21 protein-coding genes are annotated in these 18,672 nt (G+C 58.5%); 4 read left to right on the plus strand and 17 right to left on the minus strand.

What is annotated here, in order from left to right:
* The first annotated feature begins 38 nt into the window (after positions 1-38).
* From ADH66_RS17555 to ADH66_RS17570, 4 genes are read left to right on the plus strand one after another with little or no spacing between them, the layout of a single operon-like run.
* Positions 39-1,364, plus strand: a complete 1,326-nt coding sequence (locus ADH66_RS17555; RefSeq protein ID WP_066538148.1) for a rhamnulokinase — start codon at positions 39-41, stop codon at positions 1,362-1,364.
* Complete coding sequence (locus tag ADH66_RS17560) at positions 1,358-2,776, plus strand: arabinose isomerase (RefSeq protein ID WP_066538145.1); 1,419 nt, start codon at positions 1,358-1,360, stop codon at positions 2,774-2,776. Before ADH66_RS17555 ends, ADH66_RS17560 begins: the two co-directional genes overlap by 7 nt.
* A 13-nt stretch (positions 2,777-2,789) precedes the next feature.
* Positions 2,790-3,617, plus strand: a complete 828-nt coding sequence (gene rhaD, locus ADH66_RS17565) for a rhamnulose-1-phosphate aldolase (protein WP_066538142.1) — start codon at positions 2,790-2,792, stop codon at positions 3,615-3,617.
* 36 nt (positions 3,618-3,653) lie between these two features.
* Positions 3,654-4,247: an iron-containing alcohol dehydrogenase gene (locus tag ADH66_RS17570; protein WP_407922936.1), complete on the plus strand. Its 594-nt coding sequence runs from the start codon at positions 3,654-3,656 to the stop codon at positions 4,245-4,247.
* A 45-nt stretch (positions 4,248-4,292) separates the two neighbouring features.
* Here the strand turns inward: ADH66_RS17570 and ADH66_RS17575 are convergent, their stop codons facing one another.
* From ADH66_RS17575 to ADH66_RS17650, 17 genes are all read right to left on the minus strand, one after another.
* Positions 4,293-4,799, minus strand: a complete 507-nt coding sequence (locus tag ADH66_RS17575) for a GNAT family N-acetyltransferase (protein WP_066538138.1) — start codon at positions 4,797-4,799, stop codon at positions 4,293-4,295.
* Positions 4,800-7,094 carry an ATP-dependent Clp protease ATP-binding subunit gene (locus ADH66_RS17580; protein ID WP_066541850.1) on the minus strand — a complete coding sequence of 765 codons (2,295 nt, stop codon included), beginning with the start codon at positions 7,092-7,094 and terminating at the stop codon, positions 4,800-4,802. It abuts the gene before it with no gap.
* Positions 7,095-7,289: 195 nt separating this feature from the next.
* Entirely contained in the window at positions 7,290-7,457 is a 168-nt protein-coding gene (locus tag ADH66_RS20265; RefSeq protein WP_157130637.1) for a hypothetical protein, read from the minus strand.
* 1 nt (position 7,458) lies between these two features.
* Positions 7,459-8,091 (minus strand): CDP-alcohol phosphatidyltransferase family protein, encoded by a 633-nt coding sequence (locus ADH66_RS17585; protein ID WP_207653012.1) that lies wholly within the window; start codon positions 8,089-8,091, stop codon positions 7,459-7,461.
* A 38-nt stretch (positions 8,092-8,129) separates the two neighbouring features.
* The gene (locus ADH66_RS17590) at positions 8,130-8,825 is read right to left on the minus strand and encodes a CvpA family protein (protein ID WP_066538134.1); all 696 of its coding nucleotides are present in this window, start codon (positions 8,823-8,825) and stop codon (positions 8,130-8,132) included.
* Positions 8,826-8,924: 99 nt separating this feature from the next.
* Complete coding sequence (locus ADH66_RS17595; RefSeq protein WP_157130636.1) at positions 8,925-10,235, minus strand: DUF5711 family protein; 1,311 nt, start codon at positions 10,233-10,235, stop codon at positions 8,925-8,927.
* Between the two features lie 16 nt (positions 10,236-10,251).
* Complete coding sequence (gene truA / locus ADH66_RS17600) at positions 10,252-10,989, minus strand: tRNA pseudouridine(38-40) synthase TruA (RefSeq protein ID WP_066538130.1); 738 nt, start codon at positions 10,987-10,989, stop codon at positions 10,252-10,254.
* Positions 10,990-10,999: 10 nt separating this feature from the next.
* Positions 11,000-11,818, minus strand: a complete 819-nt coding sequence (locus ADH66_RS17605; protein ID WP_066538127.1) for an energy-coupling factor transporter transmembrane component T family protein — start codon at positions 11,816-11,818, stop codon at positions 11,000-11,002.
* A complete protein-coding gene (locus ADH66_RS17610) occupies positions 11,808-12,683 on the minus strand; it encodes an energy-coupling factor transporter ATPase (RefSeq protein ID WP_066538124.1) in 876 nt (291 codons plus the stop codon). The genes ADH66_RS17605 and ADH66_RS17610 overlap by 11 nt, the downstream gene beginning before the upstream one ends.
* Complete coding sequence (locus ADH66_RS17615; RefSeq protein ID WP_066538120.1) at positions 12,671-13,597, minus strand: NAD-dependent epimerase/dehydratase family protein; 927 nt, start codon at positions 13,595-13,597, stop codon at positions 12,671-12,673. Before ADH66_RS17615 ends, ADH66_RS17610 begins: the two co-directional genes overlap by 13 nt.
* Complete coding sequence (locus tag ADH66_RS17620; protein WP_066538117.1) at positions 13,594-14,457, minus strand: aminoglycoside 6-adenylyltransferase; 864 nt, start codon at positions 14,455-14,457, stop codon at positions 13,594-13,596. The genes ADH66_RS17615 and ADH66_RS17620 overlap by 4 nt, the downstream gene beginning before the upstream one ends.
* Positions 14,454-14,879, minus strand: coding sequence for an MmcQ/YjbR family DNA-binding protein (locus ADH66_RS17625; RefSeq protein WP_236757110.1), 426 nt, complete (start codon positions 14,877-14,879; stop codon positions 14,454-14,456). The genes ADH66_RS17620 and ADH66_RS17625 overlap by 4 nt, the downstream gene beginning before the upstream one ends.
* Positions 14,854-15,417: a hypothetical protein gene (locus ADH66_RS17630; protein ID WP_066538115.1), complete on the minus strand. Its 564-nt coding sequence runs from the start codon at positions 15,415-15,417 to the stop codon at positions 14,854-14,856. Before ADH66_RS17630 ends, ADH66_RS17625 begins: the two co-directional genes overlap by 26 nt.
* Positions 15,418-15,490: 73 nt before the next feature.
* Positions 15,491-16,336 carry an energy-coupling factor transporter ATPase gene (locus tag ADH66_RS17635; protein WP_066538113.1) on the minus strand — a complete coding sequence of 282 codons (846 nt, stop codon included), beginning with the start codon at positions 16,334-16,336 and terminating at the stop codon, positions 15,491-15,493.
* Between the two features lie 41 nt (positions 16,337-16,377).
* Positions 16,378-16,743: a hypothetical protein gene (locus tag ADH66_RS17640; RefSeq protein WP_066538112.1), complete on the minus strand. Its 366-nt coding sequence runs from the start codon at positions 16,741-16,743 to the stop codon at positions 16,378-16,380.
* Positions 16,737-17,603 carry a class I SAM-dependent methyltransferase gene (locus tag ADH66_RS17645; RefSeq protein ID WP_066538111.1) on the minus strand — a complete coding sequence of 289 codons (867 nt, stop codon included), beginning with the start codon at positions 17,601-17,603 and terminating at the stop codon, positions 16,737-16,739. The genes ADH66_RS17640 and ADH66_RS17645 overlap by 7 nt, the downstream gene beginning before the upstream one ends.
* 125 nt (positions 17,604-17,728) lie before the next feature.
* On the minus strand, positions 17,729-18,670 hold the full coding sequence (locus ADH66_RS17650) for a class I SAM-dependent methyltransferase (RefSeq protein WP_066538109.1): 942 nt from the start codon (positions 18,668-18,670) through the stop codon (positions 17,729-17,731).
* Positions 18,671-18,672: the final 2 nt, after the last annotated feature.

Consider the following 18,672-nt stretch of genomic DNA (forward strand, 5'->3'; position numbering starts at 1 on the left):
AAATATATATAAATTCATTTCGACGAAGGAGGGGCTCTATGACACGTTACTACCTGGCTATAGACATCGGCGCCTCCTCGGGGCGACATATTGTGGGCTGGCAGGAGGAGGGCGCGCTGAGGACCGAGGAGGTATACCGCTTCAAGAACGGCGTGACAGAAGCGGACGGCCATCTGACTTGGGACGTTGGACGGCTGGAGCGGGAGGTCCGGGCGGGTATAGATGCGGCCCTTGAAAAGTACCCGGGGCTTGAAAGCCTGTCCATCGACACCTGGGGGGTAGACTACGTGCTGCTTAAAGAGCGTGAGCCTGTCCTGCCCTGCTATGCCTACCGGGACAGCCGTACCGAGACCGCAGTCCCAAGGGTGCAGGGGCTCCTCCCCTTCGAGGAGCTGTATGCCCGCACAGGCGTGCAGTTCCAGCCCTTCAATACTATCTATCAGCTGTATGCCGACAAGCTCGCGGGGCGTTTGGAGGGCGTTACCGGCTGGCTGATGATGCCCGAGTACCTGATGTGGAGGCTCTGCGAGAGCGCTCCGCCCTGCGGGCACGAGTACACCAACGCCAGCACCACTGGTCTTCTGAACGCCGCCACAGGGGAGTTTGACCTGGAAATTATCAAAAGACTTGGCCTGCCGGAGAGCCTGTTCGGCGAACTCTGCCAGCCGGGCACACCGCTGGGGGAGTATAAGGGCATAAAGGTCCTGCTCTGCCCCACCCACGACACCGCCAGCGCGGTGGAGGGCATACCCATGGAGAACGGCGTGGAGGGTACAGACCAGCTGTTCCTGTCCTCGGGCACCTGGAGCCTTCTGGGTGCAAAGCTTCCCCAGGCCGTCACCACCCCGGAGAGCCGCAGGGCCAATTTCTCCAACGAGGGCGGTGTTGGGTATATCCGCTACTTAAAGAACATCATGGGTATGTGGATGGCGAATAATCTGCGGGCAGAGCTCTGCCCCGGCGAGGACTTCCCGGCAATAGTAAGGGCCGCCCAAGAGAGCGCCTATCCGGGCCTTGTGGACGTGACCGCCCAGAGGTTCATGGCCCCGGGCTCCATGAGCGGGGAGATGTCCGCGGCCCTTGCGGAGTCCGGCTTTGACGCGCCAAAGACCTGCGGGGATTATTTCCGCTGCGCCTACCGTTCCCTTGCAAAGTGCTATGGCGAGAGCGTCCGGGAGCTGGAGAGCCTGACCGGGCGTAAATATGCCACGCTGTATATTGTGGGCGGCGGGGCCAAGAACGACTTTTTGAACCGTCTGACCGAGGAGGAAACCGGCCTGAGAGTCGTTGCCCTGCCCATCGAGGCCACGGCCCTGGGCAACTTAAAATGCCAGATAAGAGCAGAGGAGGAAAGTCAATGCTAGTTGAGACAAAGGCCCGTATCGGCGTGTTCGCTATAGCCCTTGGGGCCTATCTGCCCCAGTTCCCCAGTCTTGTGCCGGAGTTTAAGGGCCAGTACGAGGATTTTAAGAAGACCCTGCCCGATACCGTGGAGATAATCGACGGCGGCATTGTCACCACCAAGGAGCAGGCCATGGAAGCCGGGGACAGGTTTCGCTCTGCGGACGTGGACCTGGTGATATTGCAGCTTCTGACCTACGCCACCAGCTACAATATGCTCCCCGCCGTCCGGGACCTGGACGTGCCGGTGGTGCTGGTGAACCTGCAAAAGAAGAAGGCCCCGGATTACGCCAATACCGACACCGCCACGTGGCTTGGCGAGCTATACGCCTGCGGGGCGGTGGGCGAGATGGTGGCCGACCTGGAGCGGGCGGGCAAGCGCCACGCTGTTATAACCGGCGTAGTAGAGGGCGGCGATCCCCACGCCAAAGCCGAGATAAAGGACTGGTGCAGGGCCGCCCAGGTGCGCAGACGTTTCAGGGACACAAACCTTGCCCAGATCGGCCGGCCCTATCCCGGGATGATGGACCTTTATATCGACGAGACAAACCTCTATCACCGTATGTACCTGTATACAAAGCAGTTCGACTGGGAAAAGATGTGGGCCATTGCGGACGATATCAACGACGAGGACGCAATACGCGCCAAAGCCCAGGACCTTCTTGACACCTTCGACGTTGAGGGCGGCGGCACCGTCGAAAAGGTTTGGGACATGGCAAGGTATGTGGTGGCCTTCGAGCGGTGGGTGAAGGAGGAGAAGATCGCTTTTGTGGCCTCCCACTATGACGGCTTAGCCAAGGGACAGGCCGGGGTGCTGGACAGTATGCTTATCCCCGCCTTCTCCATGCTCATAAAGCAGGGGGTGGCCTGTGCTGTGGAGGGGGACGTCAAGGTGGCTATGGCCATGAGCATTTTAAAGACCATCGCCGGCATGGGCCAGCTCTCTGAGATGTACTCCATCGACTTCAAGGAGGACCTGTGCATCATCGGCCACAGCGGCTCCGGGGACGCGGACATCTCCGCGAAAAAGCCCACCATGAAGATAGTGGACGTGTTCCACGGCAAGACCGGCGGCGGGTATTTGACCCAATTCTACCCCCATCTGGGGCCGGTGACGTACCTGGGCATAACCCAGGACAGGGACGGACATTTCAAGTTCGTGGTGGCGGAGGGCATAAACCAGGAGGGCCCCATCTTCACCTTCGGTGACACCAATATGCGTACCCGCTTTGCCTGCGGGGCCAGGGAGTTCTGCGACAGGTGGAGCGAGGCGGGCCCCACCCACCATATGGCGGCGGCTTCAGGACGGCATATTGATACCATCTTAAAAGTGGCAAAGATATTTAACGTGCCGGTGGATATCATCACAAGATAAGGGGGACAAGAGCATGAGAGTATTGGATGCGGAATTTGTAAAGGACTTTATGCGCATGGCCGGCGACGGCTGGGACCAGGGCTGGCACGAGCGCAACGGAGGCAACCTGAGCTATCGGCTGAAGCCCGAGGAGGCGGAGTCTGTCCGGGAGGAGCTGGCCCCCGGTGACTGGCAGGAGATTGGCACAAGCGTGCCGGGTCTTTCTGGGGAGTATTTCCTGGTGACCGGCTCCGGGAAATATTTCCGCAACGTTATGATAAAGCCAGAGGACAGCTTCTGTATAATCGAACTGGACGGCAAGGGGGAGAACTACCGCATATGCTGGGGCCTTATAAACGGCGGCCGACCCACCAGCGAGCTGCCCAGCCACCTTATGAACCATGAAGTCAAGAAGAGTGTTACCTGTGGCAAGCACCGTGTGATATACCACTGCCACCCGGCCAACACCATCGCCCTGACCTTTGTGCTGCCCCTGACGGACGAGGCCTTTACCCGGGAGCTCTGGGAGATGGCCACGGAATGCCCGGTGGTGTTCCCAGAGGGTATAGGCGTGGTGCCCTGGAGAGTGCCCGGGGGCCGGGATATAGCCGTTGCCACTTCTGAGCTGATGAAGAAGTACAACGTGGCCATCTGGGCCCACCACGGTATATTCTGCTCGGGCGCGGACTTCGACGAGACCTTCGGGCTCATGCACACGGTGGAGAAGTCGGCGGAGATACTTGTAAAGGTGCTCTCCATGACCCCCCGAAAGCTTCAAACCATAGGGCCCGATGATTTCCGGCATCTGGCCGTGGACTTCAAGGTGGAGCTGCCGGAGCAATTCCTGTATGAAAAGCACTGAGCTTTTATATAATTTTATTATCTGGAAGCAATTATTATTGCTGTAAATCGTTTCATTCTCAACGGCATTTCCTACCACGGCAAGGGGGCTATCAACGAGATACCCGGCATTATTGAAGCGAAGGGCTTTAAAAAGGCCTTTATCGCCACCGACCCGGACCTTCTGAAATTCGGCGTTACCAAGAAGGTCACCGACCTTATGGACAAGGCGGGCATGGCCTATGAGGTCTATTCCGACATCAAGCCCAACCCTACCATCGAGAATGTCCAGAGCGGCGTAAAGGCCTATAAGGAGTCCGGCGCGGACTATATGATAGCTGTCGGCGGCGGCTCCTCCATGGACACAGGCAAGGCCATCGGCATCATCATCAACAACCCGGAGTTCGCCGACGTGCGGTCCTTAGAGGGCGTGGACACCCAGGGCATGGACCAGGGCGCCTACCGCAAAGCCGCCATCGACGCGGTGCGCAGGCTCTCTGTGGACGTGGGCATACCCACCAAGCTGGAGGCGTTAAAGGAGGAGGACTTACAGTTCCTCTCCGAGTCCGCAGCGGCTGACGCGTGCGCCCCCGGCAACCCGAAGGAGGCCGGTGTTGAGGACTTTGTGGAGCTGTTCAGAAAGCTGATGTAAGTTAACCAAGTAAAAGGGCCCTCCCGGTTTGGGTGGGCCCTTTTTCTATTCTAATATGCACTCATAAGCCAGCCGTTCGCTGCCGTCCTCCACGTGGATAACCCCCCGCAGTTCCAGCCCATTTTTCGCCATCACCCGCTGCATGGGCAGGTTCAGCCTGTGGGTGTCCCCGCGTATTATCTTCACGCCCCGCTCTCCGGCCTGGCGCTTGAGCTCGTCGAAGAACAGCCCCGCCGCGCCCCGGCCACGAAGTACCGGGTCCACGGCCACCCGGTGCAGGAAACCGTATTCCCCCTGGCCCAGCCAACCGCCCTTCTCTATGACGTTATAGGTGGGCTCAACGCCGAAGGCCAGACAGGCAAAGGCCGCCACTTCGCCGTCCTCGGTAAGCACATAGCCGTGCCCTTGCTCTATGTCCCTTAACGCGTCATCTCCGTTCGGGTAGCCCTCCTGCCACTGGGGCACACCGGCGGCCTTTAGGGAAGCCCTTGCCATATCATACAGCCTTGCGACGGCGGGAACGTCCTCTCTGCAAGCCGGTCTCAGCTCCATCTACAGGGCCTCCACCAGCAGCCCGCCCTGGTTGGCGGTGACAGCCACGGCGCTTATATCGCCCCGCTCCACCATCAGGGACGCTATTTTATCCTCCACCTCCCGGCGAAGGGTATTTCTAAGGTCCCTGGCCCCGGACTTGCCTCCGAAGGCTTTTTCCGCAAGCTCCACGCAGGCGGCGTCGTCATACTTGAAGGCTATGCCCTTCTCCTTGAGTGAGCCCACATACTCAGAGAGCATAAGCCCGGCGATGTCTCTGTAGTCCTCCACAGTCAGGGGCTTGAAGATGACCACCTCGTCGATGCGGCTCAAAAACTCCGGCCGCAGGAACTCCGTCAAGGCCTTCATGGCCTTCTCCCGACTGATATCCCCGGCGGTCTTGGCAAAGCCCAGGGAGCCCTCCTTACGCTCGCTGCCGGCGTTGGAGGTCATCACTATCACGGTGTTCTCAAAGTTCACCGTGCGGCCGTGGGCATCGGTTATGCGCCCCTCGTCCAGTATCTGCAAGAGTATATTCATCACGTCCGGGTGGGCCTTCTCTATCTCGTCAAAAAGCAGCACCGAATAGGGCCGCCGCCGGACCTTTTCCGTAAGCTGACCCGCCTCATCATAGCCCACGTACCCCGGAGGGGAGCCAATTATCTTCGACACCGAGTGCTTCTCCATGAACTCCGACATATCAAGGCGTATCATGGTTTCAGTGGCGTCAAAAAGCTCCTCACTGAGCACCCGCACAAGCTCGGTCTTGCCGGTACCTGTGGGCCCCACGAAGATGAAGGACGCAGGCCGCCGCCGAGGGCTTATCTGCACCCTTGACCGCCGCACCGCCGCCGACACGGCCTTTATGGCCTCCTCCTGGCCGATTATGCGCTTTCTCAGCACGTCCTCAAGGCCCCCGAGCTTTTTAAGGTCCCCGGCCTCCACTTTAGTGGCGGGTATGCCGGTCCAGAGCTCTATCACATACGCCAGGTCCCGCTCCTCCACCGGAGAGAAGATTCCCTCGTTCCTGAGCTTGTCAAGGCCCTCCTCAAGGGTGGCTATCCTGTAGTGGGTCTTTGCCAGCTCCTCATAATCCACCAGGGCGCTGCTCGGGTCAGAGAGGTCCTGCTCCCGCACCCGCTCCTTATTGAGGTTCAGCTCCATGGCGTCGTACTCCTCCAGGCGCTTGTTCCGAAGGGCCGCGCAGGCACAGGCCTCGTCCAGAAGGTCTATGGCCTTATCCGGCAGGTAGCGGTCGCTGATATATCTTTCGGACAGCACCACTATCCGCCGGGCGATCTCCTCAGAAACCGTCACCCGGTGGTAGTCCTCATAATATTTCTTTATGCCCAGTATGACCTTCACGGCGTCGTCTATGGAGGGCTCCCCCACCGTCACCGGCTGGAAACGCCGCTCAAGGGCCGCGTCCTTTTCGATGTATTTTCTATACTCGTTGAAGGTGGTGGCCCCTATCACCTGTATCTCTCCCCGAGAGAGGGCGGGCTTTAGGATATTGGCGGCGTTCATGCTGCCCTCCGCGTCGCCGGTGCCCACTAAGTTGTGGACCTCGTCGATAAAGAGTATCACGTTTCCGTCGGCCCGGACCTCCTCCACAAGGCCCTTTATCCTGCTCTCGAACTGGCCCCTGAACTGGGTCCCGGCCACCAGGGCTGTCAGGTCCAGAAGCTGTATCTCCTTGTCTCGAAGCTTCGCCGGGACCTTCCCCGCCGCTATGCGCAGGGCAAGACCCTCCGCCACGGCGGTCTTGCCCACGCCGGGCTCGCCGATAAGGCAGGGGTTATTCTTTGTGCGCCGGGACAATATCTGCACCACCCGCTCTATCTCCTTCTCCCGGCCCACTATATTGTCAAGCTCGCCCCTGCGGGCCCGGGCGGTCAGGTCTGTGCAGTAGTTTCCTATATGCTTGCGCTTTTTCTTATGGACGCTCTCCTTCTTCTCCCGCACGCCGCTGTAGCCGTTTCCCGCCGAGGGCCGCCCCAAAAGCATATCCGTGGGCAGCGTGGCCGCGCCCCCCGGGGAGAAATCGTCCTCCCCCTCGTCCTCCGGGTCCTCGCCGGCCTCCTCCGCATCCATGCGCATCATCTGGGCCATCTGCTCGGTGGCCTCCTGGAACTCCTCCTCAGTGATGCCGGTCTGCTCCTTTAAGGTGTTCATCATATTGTCCATAAGGTCGTTCACCTGCTTTATGCCCAGCTCCTTGGCGCAGACAAAGCAGTAGCCCTTGGCGTCCCTGCCGTCCGACGACTGGGACACGAAAACCGTAGCCGGCCGCTTATGGCATCTTGTACAAAGCATCATCATCCGTATCCTCCTCCTTGGTCCCTCTATTTTGACAAGGGGAACACGCCCTATGCCGTGTCCCCCCTTGAACGTCAGTTAATCCAGCATTCCGCTAGTATTATACCACGCGCCCTCGATGATTTCATTAACAACCTTTTAACTTTTTGCCCGGGATATTCAGTTTTTCCGGCGAAAAGGGCCTCATAGCCTTTATCCTCTGAAGCTGAAGGCCCGGGTGCCCGCCCATAAGGAATATGCAGGAGGCCTGCCGTACCGCCTCCCGCGCTCTATAAGGCTTTCTTTCAGTCTCTCAGCTATCTCCCTTGGAAAATGATGGCTGGGGAAACCGCTGAAAAACCCCAGCATACGCTGCTTCATGCTATTTTTTCTCCTTCTCTCCCGGCTCCCTTAGTATGGCCAGGAATATCTGAAAATACTTCACGGCGGCATATGCCATCATAATCCCTGTCAGCCCCAGCATAACAAAGGCCGCTATGTTCTGCTTGTCGGGCCCCATTATGCCAAGGCCGTCCAGCAGCACTATGGCGGACACGGACACGTAAAACATCACCGTGGCCACTTTGCCGTACCACTTGGCCGCACAGGGGCGTTTATGCTTTTTAAGGAGCACCAGAGCGCAGCTGAGCATTAAGAGCTCCTTCAGCATGAACAGCAGCAGCAGCGGCCGTATGGAGGGAAAGCGTATGGCTATGCACAGTGCCACCACTCCCTGGGTCAGCTTATCTGCAAAGGGATCCAGCATTTTCCCAAGGTCCGTTATCTGATTGAAGCGCCTGGCTATAAGGCCGTCCAGCATATCGGTAAGCCCCGAGAATACCAGCGCCACCACAGCCGCCGCCACGTGCCCCCGAAGGTACAGCGCGGCGAAGACCGGCACTATCAGTATGCGCAGGGCCGACATGGCATTTGGTACGGTCAGTATACGACTGGCGGCTTTCTTCTCTTGGGGCATGGAGCGTTCCCTTTCTTTTCCCAAATTTCTACTCATCATTTCGGTTTTATCCAATTTCCTTCTCCCTTTTCACCTTATCAGAACATACCGCCCAGGGGGTTCATATTCACCAGCGTCCCTGTGAGCAGCGAGCTGTCCAGCGCCGCCTGCACCTGCTGCTGGGACGAGGAATCCAGCATGGGCATGAAGACCGTGGCGCCGGCCACCACCACCCACACGCTTACAAGGGCCAGCAGGAACCCGAAGGCTCCGCCCAAAACGCCGTCCAGCTCCCTGAGTATGGGCAGACGCAGCAGATCGCTTATGAGCGCTGCCAGAAGGCGCGCAAGGGTGGTAAACAGGAAGAACAGGACTATCACCGCCAGCACCTTCAGAAAGTTTACAAACACCGGCGACAGATAGTCCACCACCATCCCCGCCGCGCCGCTGGTCTGGCTGTTTATAGCGTGGCTGACGGTTTCTAAGGTCACCCCGGCCTCCTCAAGGGCCCGCACTAAAAAGTCCGGCAGAGAGGCCAGCACCTGCCCCGCCGCCGCCGCGGCGTTCTCGCTGCCCAAGGCCTGTAAGGAGGAGTTTATCTTCTCCACCATGGCCCCCCGGAACATGGTGTCGAACAGCCACTGGGCCAGGGTCCCGCCCAGGGTCGAGGCCAGCAGCGCCGCAATGACCGCCCCCAAAAAGCGCACCACCGAGTGGATAAAGCCCTTTTTCACGCCCACAAGCACGCAGATAAGGCATATAAGCAATATGATACCGTCCAATATGTAGCCCATAAAACTCTCCTTTTTTCGTCGGTTCTATTATTGTAGCATGGTTTCAGAATTTTCTCAAGGGCAATCACCTTACAGTTCTCTTTCACTTATGGGCGGCGCTCAGCTTATTTCCGCTATGCGTATTTCGCTTACGCCCAGCACATAGGCCCTGCGCTCGCTGCCAAGGGCTATGCCCTTGGCGTCCTCCCCCGCCTGGGCCCGACCCAGCTCCATGCCGGTGATATAGTCTAAAAACACCGCCTGTCCCCCCATAAGCACCCCTACGGTCCCGCCAAAGACCGACACGGCCTCTATCCGGCCCTCCATCTCCATGCGCACCGGGTTCTTTTCCCCCGTCTCCTCATTCCCATTAAAGGCCAGCAGGGTGCTTGTGCCCCCGTGCTCATATGGGGATATGGACAAAAAGGCCCGTCCCGCGCTAAGCTCGAAGGCCGTCAGCTGCCGCCCCTGATAGCTGTATTCCGTAAACTGGTAGTCTCCGGACCTTCCAAGGACCAGGGCTGTGTCCCCCACGCAGTAGATGGCGCCGTTCTCGGCCCAGTAGGCCGCCAGCAGATAGTTGCTCCTGGTCTCAAACTCCGCCACCGGCTCCTCCAGGTTGAAATCGAGTATGGTGAGCTTTGACACCATCTCGCCCTTCTCGCTGCGCACGGTGCACACCGCCCCATGGGTGCCGTCATAGTTCATGGCGATGGCCGTAATATAGTCGGCGGAAAAGGGGTACTCATATTGTAAGCTGCCGTCGGCCATATATACCTCCAGCTTTGACGCCCCGAAGCTGCCCTCCAGCCCCAGAGCAAACTTCCCGCCGGGGCAGACGGCTCCGGCAATAATATCCGTCTCCGCCGCGCCCTCTGCCATCACCCGCTCGCCGGACAGGGCCATATACCCCTTGCTGCCGCTGTTAAAAAGCAGGTAGCGGTTTCCCGCGGCTCTCAGCACCGGCTCGCTCATGCTGTGCCGGACGGAAAACTTTTCCGTGCCGGTGCTGTTCACTGCCGTAAAGGCCGTGTTGCTAAGGGCCGCCGCGCCGCCGTCCACGCTTATGAAATTGCCCTCGTAAACGTTGGCTCCGGTGATGGGCACAGGAAAGCCGTCGCCTATCTCCTCGCCCTTCACCTGGAGCTTCACCGATTCCTTTATGTTCTCCCAGTTAAGGTGCTCCCTGTTCATCCAGAGGCTCAGCCCCACTATCACCAGAAGCAGCGCCAAGCTTATGACATAAACCGCCCTGGGCAGCTGCCTGAGTTCTTTTTTCTTCCCCTCCTCCGGGCTTTGGCCGTCCTCATCGCTGAATATGTCCTCATACTCCACGTGTACCTCCGGCTCCCCGGTTTGGGGCTTCCTCCGGTAGTCGTCCAGATTGATGACCTTCGCCTTCTTTTCGCCGTGCTTATTGTGCTTCGCCACACACATCGCCTGCCTTTCAGTAAAACACCCTGTTCAGATACAGCCCGCAGGCCGGGGCGGTGGGCCCCGCCTTTGCCCGGTCCCGAGCCTCTATTATCCCCGGGATATCCTCCGGCAAGAGCCTGCCCTCCTGTACCCTTAAAAGGGTCCCCGCCATTATACGCACCATATTGTATAAAAATCCGTCCGCCGCCACGGTAAACAGCACCATATCCCCCCGGCGCTCCACCCAGGCCTTTGTGACCCTGCGCACCATATCCCCGCGCTCCCTTTTATCAAGGGTGCAGAAGGACGTGAAGTCATGGGCCCCGACGTAATACCCCGCCGCCGCCTTGAGCCTTACCTCGTCTATAGGGTACCAATAGTGCAGGGCCCGGCCCCTTAAAAACGGCTCCCTTACGGGGTTGTTCCATATCTCATAGCTGTACTCCTTACCCTTACAGCTATAGCGGGCGTGAAAGTCCAGGGGGGCTTCTTTGCAGCCCTTTACGGCCACGTCCTCGGGCAGCCAGTGGTTCATGGCGGCTGGAAAGCGCTCCGTGACGATTTTACTCTCCGTCTTCACGCTGACGCAGAACTCTCTGGCGTGCACCCCCGTGTCCGTGCGGGAGCAGGCCTTCATGTCCCCCCGGTCCCCTGTGACCTTTTTAAAGGCGTTCTGGAACACCTCCTGGACCGTCAGGGCGTTCTCCTGTATCTGCCAGCCGTGGTAATTTGTGCCGTCATAGGTTATGGTAAAAAGCAGGTTGCGCATTATCTGTCTCCTATCTCACAATGCTGGGCGGCAGCACAATATTCAGCGCCAAAAACGCTCCCAGCACCAGCGCCGCACTCATAAGCACCAACCAGTCCACAGAGCCGAAGTGCAGCTGCTTCATCTTGGTACGCCCCTCGCCGCCGTTATAGCAGCGGCTCTCCATGGCCGTAGCCAGGTCGAAGGCCCTTCTGAACGCCGACACGAACAGAGGAATCAAGACCGGCACCAGCGCCCTTATCCGCTGCACAACCCCGCCGCTCTCCATGTCCGCGCCCCGAGCCTTCTGGGCGCTCATTATCTTGTCGGTCTCCTCTAAGAGAAGGGGCACAAACCTGAGGGCTATGGTCATCACCATGGCGAACTCATGCACCGGGACGCCTATTCTGGCAAGGGGCCGCAAGAGCCGCTCTATGGCGTCCGTAAGCTGGGTGGGCGAGGTGGTGAAGGTCAGAACGGAGCTTGCCAGTATAAGGGTTATGATGCGTATGGAAACAAACAGGCTGTTGAGCAAGCCGTTCTTGGTTATCTTTATAAAGCCCCACTGCCACAGAGGGTCGCCTGTGCCGTAGAAGATATTTAACACGGCGGTAAATACTATTATAAAGAGTATTGGCTTTAAGCTTTTAAGGTACAGCTTTAAGGGTATTTTAGACAGCGCCATGCCCAGGACTATATATCCCACGGCCAGCGCCAGGGAGAAGAAGTTGCCCGCCGAGAATATCAGTACGATGGAGAATATGGTAAGGCATATCTTAAGCCTGGGGTCCGCCCGGTGCATGACGGACTTTGCTGGGAAGTATTGGCCCAGGGTGATGTCAGACAGCATTTTCCTCGTCCCCCCTCTTTTTAAAGTACGGTATCAGCTGCTTCACGGCCCCCTCCACCGTAAGGGTAGCGGGATCGGCGGGCACGCCAAGCTTTATTAGCTCCTGCATTATCTTGGTTATCTGGGGTACTCTGAGCCCCATCTTCTCCAACTCCTCCCCGTGGGAGAAGACCTCCCTGGTAGGGGCCAGGTACTGCTTATGTCCGCCGCTCATGACTAAGAGACGGTCCGCTGTGCGGCCAATGTCCTCCATGCTGTGGGACACTAAAAGCACCGTGTTCCCCCGCTCCCGGTGGTACTGGCCTATCTGCGACAGCAGCACGTCCCGGCCCCGGGGGTCCAGCCCCGCCGTGGGCTCGTCCAGTATCAGCACCTCCGGGTCCATGGCGATGACCCCGGCGATGGCCGCCCGGCGCTTCTCCCCGCCGGAGAGCTCGAAGGGGGATTTCTCTAAAAGCTCCTCTTTAAGGTCTGTAAAGCGCGCCGCCTCATAGGCCCGGGCCCTTGCTTCATCATCTGAAAGTCCCATATTCTTCGGCCCGAACATGATGTCCTTCAAGACTGTCTCCTCAAAGAGCTGGTACTCCGGGTACTGGAACACCATCCCCACCCGAAAGCGTACCGAGCGTATCTTCTTGGGCTCTGCCCAAATATCTTTGCCGTCCAGAAGCACCTGGCCCGAGGTGGGGCGTATCAGGCCGTTGAGGGTCTGGATAAGGGTGGACTTGCCGCTGCCCGTGTGGCCGATGACCCCCACGAACTCCCCCTTCTCTATGGAGATGGACACGTCCTCGACGGCCACCTTCTCGAAGGGGGTGCCCTGGCCGTAGATATAGGTTAAGTTTTTGGTTTCTATGATTGGCATTTATTGTCCTCCAATATCTCCGGGAGATTCCTGTCGATATACTCAAAATACTGCTTCCTGTTCACCTTATCCCCCTTCTTTCTGTACCACTCCCAGGCCTCCCTAAGGCCCTCCTCCGGATCCGTCACACTGTCCATCAATACGTACTGCTCCGTCACGTCCAGCATATACTCATAATCATAGAAGCAAAAATAGTTCCTCTGCTCAACGTCTCCGCGCACGTTCACAAACTCCGGCTCTTTCCCCAGAACCCTATAGCAGAGCTCCGCCCACTCCCTTACCGAAACCGCGTCCCTGTTGCCCACGTTGAAGATATGCCGCCCGGGCCGCTTCAGAAGAAGCACCTCCACAAACCGGCATAGGTCCCGGATATGGAAAAACTGCAAGCGTTGGGAGCCGTCCCCCGGCAGATAGAACTTCCTGCCAAGGCTCGCGCAATCAAAGACAAAGGCCTCCCTATACACGTTGTTCATGGGCCCGTAGAGGTACGGCGGGCGCAGGACATACGCCCCCGGAACCCGCTTTAAAAGCGCCGTCTCGGCCTCTATCTTGTCTGTGCCGTATTTCCCCCAGTATCTGTTGGGACCTGTTGGGCTCTCCTCAGCGAAGGGCTGGGGCGCGGTCTCAGGGTACACCGCGCTGGAGCTTATGAGTATATAGTCACTAACGCTGCCCAGTGCGTCCAGGAGCGTGTTCACGTTCCTGGCGGTATAGGCGGTATCTATCACCAGGTCGAAACTATATGGGCGCAGGATATTCTCCAAATCGTGACGGTCGGCCTGTATCAGTGTGGTATTTGGCGGCTGGGGCCGGGTATTCCTGTTGAGGACGTACACCTCGTGGCCCTTTCCCGAGTAGTATTCCGCCATATACCGGCTTACAAATACCGTGCCGCCGGTGACAAGTATTTTCATCCTTCAGCCTTTCCCCTCTCCAGCCCGCCAGAGCGGACCTGCTCCATGTACGTCCTTATGCCCCGCTCTTCGCCTTCGTCATAGACAAAGCCCAGCTCCCCCGCAACGCTCCTGGCGGCAGTGCCGAACAGCTCCAGCATCTCAAAGGCCGCTGCCCAAATATGGCCGTAGTCCGCGTCGGAATAGGTCCGCGCAAAGCTCTCGTACATCTCCCCGGGCAGCAGCTTTTTAAAGTATTTGCCGTTCTTCCCGATAGACGCCTTAAACCCGTGCTCCGCACCTATATACCAGCCCAGCATGAGTATAAGCATGTCCCGCACATAATGGTTCAGCTGCTCCATGGCAAGGGACAGCTCCTCCCTGGCGGCGGCCTTGGCCACGTTATTCAGACACCAGTGGAACTCGTTGCAGCAGTCTGAGAACAGCTTCTGACTGGGCCTTTTCACATACCAGAAGTCCTTTTTAACGGATATCTCCGGGAAATCCCCGTCCTTATCCAGCAGCAGCACTGCCGGTTCCCCGTCGTCCACATAGGGGTCCGCCGTCACTTGCAGGTCTATCCTGTTTCCGTCCGGGAATATCATCAGGTAGACGAAGCTTCCGTCCCCCTCCGGGGGCATGAGGTTCATGCTCTCCGGCTTTTGCACTATGCCGGGCCGCCCGAACCTGCTCTCTATCCAATCCATATTGTCCCAGTACGGCCCCACGTCCCGGACAAAATAGCAGATATCAAAGTCCTGGTATATGTCCGCCGGACAGTCCGGGTCCGCTCTCGAGCCCACCATCAGCACACTGCGGATATTGTCGTCCCCTCTGGCTGTGTCCAGTATGAGTTTCAGTATCTCCTCTGGCGTTCTCATTTGTGCCTTCTCCCCCTCCGCTCTGTCATCTCAAAACTTAAATCCAGCAGAAACCGTATCTTCTCCTCCTCCGCGCTGCCGTCCAGAACTGCGGATATCCAGTGGGTCTTGCTCATATGGTACGCCGGGAAAAATCCCGGCTCCATAAGCATCGACCCCAGCATAAGCTGGTCGCATTTCAGGTTCACAATATCAATTTCCCCCTGACCCGAAAGCCCCAGCCGGTCCCTTTTCACCCGCATAACCAGGGCAAACCACCTCCTGTTATTTGCGTGCCGGAACACCGCCGCGTCCGGGCTGTCCTCCCAGGGGTAGTCGGGGTCGGTGTTGTAGGTCCCGGCTATGTACCTCTCAAGCTCCGCTCTTGTCATGGTAAGCACCTTCTCCACGCTTTCATTACAGCCGGTTCTCCCCCGGCACATAGCTTTCCAGCATACCCTCCGTATCGGTAATGCCCTGCTCCAGCACCGCCCGGTACACGTCCATGCTGATATATTTCCCCTCGCCATAGCCGTAAAGGCCACGCTTCAAAAGCTCCCGCTTTATCCCGATTATCCGCTCCTTGGCCCCGGGGAGCTTCGCCGCCCGGGACGCTATGCTGTCGCAGTAGACCTCGGCCTTTTCAATGGTCTCCCGGTCGAAGAACCACAAATCGAAGTTCCAGAGCTCGCCGTCTATCACGGCCTCGGCCCCCTGGAACCAGACGGTCTTGCCCTGATCCGTTACCTCCTCCTTGGCTTCAAACCACTTGGGGTGAAAAGCCCTGATAATATAGTCCGTAAGCTCATAGAGCTTCTCTATGGACATATTAGTGTTCTCAACGTCGATGTCAAGGTCGTTCCAGGCCATCATATCCATTTTATAGCTGCCGATTATATGGGGCTCGCCTATCTCACGCAGGCGTTCCATAAGCCCCCTGCCGTGCAGTATATGGTCCGCGTTTTCCCTTATAGTCCCCATAATGTCTCCCCTTTCTACTTGTCCGCCGGCTCCCTGCCTTTTAAGGTCACGGGGCAAACCTCCTCTCTTGTTTTCAATGTGTTTTCTGTTTATTTTTAAACAGCTCCACACACTCCTCAACGGACAGCGGCGCGCCTCCCAAGTCGACCCCCGCCGCTTTTAATCTGTAGCACAGCTCCGTGGCCTGGGGCACGTCCAGGGCGTGGCGCTTGAGCCGCTCCACCTGGGCGAAGACCTCCCGGGGCCTGCCGTCCATCAGTATGGAGCCGCTGTCCATCACCACCACACGTCCGGCCTGCACAGCTTCGTCCATGTAGTGGGTTATGAGCACTATGGTTATGCCCTTTTCCCGGTTGAGCTTCTTTATGGTGTCCATTACCTCGGCCCGGCCCCGAGGGTCCAGCATGGCGGTGGGCTCGTCCAGGACGATGCACCTGGTCTCCATGGCGATGACTCCGGCTATGGCCACCCGCTGCTTCTGGCCGCCGGAGAGCTTATGTGGGGCGTGGGTGCGGTAGTGGTACATATCCACGGCCTTCAGGGCCTCGTCCACCCTTTTTCGTATCTCCTCGGGCGGCACCCCCAGATTCTCCGGGCCGAAGGCCACGTCCTCCTCCACCACGCCCGCTACAAGCTGGTTGTCGGGGTTCTGTAGAACCAGTCCCACCCTGCGGCGCACGTCCAGGACCCTCGACTCGTCCAGAGTGTCTATGCCGTCCACCAGCAGCCGCCCCCCTGTAGGCAGGAGCATACCGTTAAACAGCTTTGCCATGGTGGACTTGCCGCAGCCGTTATGGCCCAAAAGGGCCACAAACTCCCCCTCCTCAATAGAGAGGTCTATGCCGTGGAGCACCTCCAGCTTCCCGGTCTCCTCGGTGTCGTAGCAAAAGCGCACGGCCTGGGCTTCAATGAATGACATAGGTATTACCTCCGTTTTCTTGGTTAACTACACTGCGCGGACTATCTTTTTTTCATCCTCCTCCACCACACATAAGCCCCCGACCCCAAAAAGTCCAGGAACAGCACAAGGTACATGGGGAGCATTGGCACATGAGTCAGCCGCTCCTGCGCGGTGCGCTCAAGAGCCGAGTAGAATAGGGCAAAGATCGTGGCCGCCAGCAGAAACCACATTATTGGCCGGAATTCGGCGGGCTTGCCCGTGCGGCGCTCCTTTGTAAGGGCGGACATAAAGAGGCCCAGGCAGAGGGTCACGCCTACCACGGCCCAGGTAATATACTGCCCAAGGCTGCCGCCGCCCCAGGCCCACTCGTATATCATAGAGGCCACCCAGCCTAGCCCTAAGGCGGCGCAGGTCCATTTCAGCATAGGCCTTCCCCCCGCCATATGGCCGTATTCCCGCAGGGCAGCACCATGCCGGTGCTTGTCACCGTCAGGCCTATCTCGCCGGCTGAAACAGTTCCGCCCAGCTTCGGGACCATGAGCACGTTTAAAAGGTACTCCATCACCGACGGAGACAGGCCCGTGGTGTAGGAGTTCAGCACCAGGAACAGGGGCTCCATCACTGTAAGGCAGAGCCTGAGTAAACCGTCCATCTGCTCCTCCAGCTTCCAAACCTCGCCCCCGGGCCCCCGGCCATAGGAGGGCGGGTCCATTATAATGCCGTCGTATCTGTTTCCCCGGCGCTGCTCCCGCTGCACAAACTTCACGCAGTCATCCACAAGCCAGCGCACCGGCCTCTCCGCGAGCCCCGAAACGGCGGCGTTCTCCTTGGCCCACTGCACCATGCCCTTCGACGCGTCCACATGGGTCACCGAGGCCCCTGCTTTAAGGCAGGCCAAGGTGGCCGCGCCGGTATAGCCGAAGAGGTTCAGCACCTTCACCGGGCGGCCCGCTTTCCCTATTATTTCAGACACATAGTCCCAGTTTACCGCCTGCTCCGGGAACAGCCCGGTATGCTTGAAGCCCATGGGCTTTAGGCGGAAGGTAAGCCCCTTGCGGCTTATGGGCCACACGTCGGGCATTTTCTTATAGAGCTCCCAGTGCCCGCCGCCTTTGTTGGAACGGTGATAGCGGGCGTGGGCGTTATGCCAGCGCGGGTCCTTCTTTTCGCTGTCCCAGATAATCTGCGGGTCCGGGCGTATGAGCAGTATGTCCCCCCAGCGCTCTAACCTCTCGCCGGAGGAGGCGTCTATCAGTTCGTAGTCCTGCCAGTCTGCTGTTCTCATTTGTCATTTTCCTTAAATTAAACTTTTTACCATAAGCTCCCGAGCCGGGAAGAACTCCCATAGCCCCACGCGCTCCATCCTTCCTGTGAACCGCCGGAACCTCTCGCCCAATATCTCCATAACCTTTACCTTTCCGCCCGGGCGAACAGATTGTCCTTGCCCATGCCCAGCACGTAGGGGTTCTGGTCGTACTCATAGCAGAAGTCCAGAAAGTCCCGCTTCTCCTTCGGGTCGGCCATTATTCTTTGCAGTATCTCGTGGGGCACTGTCCGGGCGAAGGCCCCGGGCCCGGCCATCTCTACCTCCCGAAGGCCCAGGCGTTCTAAAATACCCCGCAGCTCCTCGGGCATAAAGCCGTAGGTGATGCACCAGGGCGCGCCGCCCCGCTCATATTCAGCTATCTCCTCCTCGCCGCCCATAAGGCCCTCCTTCATGAGCCTTCTGGCGGCTTCGATATCAAAGTGAAAGCCCTCTGCCATCTCGTCCCTGTGGTCCAGGCACCAGCGGGCGAAGGGGTCGGCGGTGTTGTCGTCCAGCACAAACTGGCTTTTCTGGATAGGATTGCTGAGATAGGGCAGGAACCCCAGCCGTGACGACACACTCAGCAGGAGCTTCTTTTTGCATATCCGCGCCAGCTCCCCTATGACCCGCTCCTGGTTCGGATAGGTGTACGATACCGGCGCGTCGAAGGACAGCACCAGGTCGAACTGCCTGTCGCCATAGGCCGAGAGGTCCTCAAGGGCCCCCTCCACAAACTCCATGTTTTTCAGCGCCCCGGCCTCTTCTGCCAGCTCCTTCGCCCGGGCTATCATGGGCGAGGAGATATCAAAGTGGGTCACCTTCACGCCGTGTCTGGCCAGCAGGATGGAGAAGCGCCCGCTCCCCGCCCCGCCGTCGAAGGCGGTCCTGATATCCCCGCCCGCTATGGCCGAGAGCACCCGACGCTCCAGGTGGTCCTTCTGTACGATATCATCTATAAACGTCTCCTCCCGGCGGCTCTCCAGCTCCCCCTTGTCGGGCAGGTTCCAGAGCCTGCGGGAAATCTTTTCACTATAGCCTTTCTCCATCT

The organism is Acutalibacter muris, from assembly GCF_002201475.1.
Classification (GTDB): domain Bacteria; phylum Bacillota; class Clostridia; order Oscillospirales; family Acutalibacteraceae; genus Acutalibacter; species Acutalibacter muris.